Annotated in this window: 1 protein-coding gene; it reads left to right on the top strand. The window is 67.5% G+C overall.

The annotated features are described in order from the left end of the window. The coding region (locus WDV86_RS07395) for an RHS repeat-associated core domain-containing protein (RefSeq protein ID WP_339566969.1) at window positions 1-1,123 on the top strand (1,123 nt) is incomplete at its 5' end. Window positions 1,124-1,553: the final 430 nt, after the last annotated feature.

Here is a 1,553-nt window from a genome sequence, read left to right as displayed (position 1 = left end):
CAGGACCGGCGCACCCGCCAACTCAAGGACGACCTACACCCACGACGACGGGAAGAACCGCCTCACCCGGGTCGACGAAGGCACCAGCAGCGGTGGAACGTCCGCGGCGTGGGAGTACGGCTACGACAAGAACTCCAACCGCACCCGCCAGGTCCTGACCGGCTCTACAAGCGCCGGCACCGCATCGGGCACCACGACCTGGGGCTACAACGCTGCCGACCAGCTCACCACCATGAACGGCTCCACCTCCGGGTGGGCGTACGACGCGAACGGCAACGAGACCTCCGGCGGCCCGTCCCGGTCCTCGCTCGGAGTCCCGGCCCGCACCAACGAGTACACCGCCTTCGACCAGACCTCCCGCACCATCACCGGCGGGATCTCGACCTTCTTCACCTACAGCGGTGACCGGAACACCACCCGGCTGCGCTCCTCAGGCACCGAGTTCACCGAGACCGCCCCGGGTGTGATGGGCACCCGGTCCACCGACGGGCAGACCCAGACCTACACCCGCGACCCCGACGGCCAGCTCATCTCCACCACCATGGCCGACGGCACCACCCACTACTACCTCACCGACAACCTTGGCTCCGTCATCACCCTCGTCAACGGAACGGGCCAGCGCACCGCCACCTACTCCTACGATCCCTACGGCACCACCCGCACCACCACCGGCCCCGCCGCCGACGCCAACCCCTACCGCTACACCAGCGCCTACCGTGACGCCCACTCCGGCCTCTATAAGCTCGGCCTGCGCTACATGGACCCCACCACCGGCCGCTTCACCCAGACCGACCCCACCCGCCAGGAAGACAACGACTACCTCTACGCGCAGGGTGACCCCTGCAATAGGATTGACCCCACGGGCGCGTGGTCCGAAGGTTCGCTGGACAGCCTTCGCGGTGCCGTCCGGTATGGCGCGGGGGGTGCCGGCGCGGGAGGCATCTCGGGGGCTGTCCTCGGCGCCGTGGGTGGGTGCGTTGCTGGGGGGCTCTTCACGGGAAGCATTGGTTTCCTGCCAGGTGCGGCCCTAATGGGCACGAGGGGCGCCATCGCTGGAAGCCTCGTCGGCGGGGCGGTCGGCCTCGGATACGGCGCCGCGCAGGGTAGTGACACATGGTTGTGACTTTCCGTTATCTGTCTATTGAGAGGCGCGCCCACTATGGGCCAGTCGAGTAGCGAGTCGGCTGTGGCGCAACTCTTATTGGCATTCGCTGCAGTCGCGCTGATCGCCCTTGGGGCTTTTGTGCAGACTTGGCCCGAGATGATAAGGATTGCGCTCCTGCTGCTGGGTGCAGCACTCCTTGCCCTGGCTGGTCTGCGACTTAGGCGAAAGACTGGCAAGGCGGCAAGAGGCTCAAGGTAATTTCATCGGGTCCCTACGCGGCTCTTCGCACCTCCGGTGGGGCGACGGCACCGGGACGGCTCGCCCGACGCACCCGAGCCCAGCCGAGACCGCGTCACCTCGGTCGCGTCTCACCCGAGCAGCGAGATCGGCCTCACGATGTCGGCGTTGTGCAGCAGCAGCGACACGACCGCGGGCAGGCTCGTGTCGA

This window comes from Pseudokineococcus sp. 1T1Z-3 (genome assembly GCF_037482365.1).
In the GTDB taxonomy this organism is placed as follows: Bacteria; Actinomycetota; Actinomycetes; order Actinomycetales; family Quadrisphaeraceae; genus Pseudokineococcus.
The sequence above is the reverse complement of the archived record's forward strand: the minus strand, read 5'-3'. Positions and strand labels throughout refer to the sequence as shown.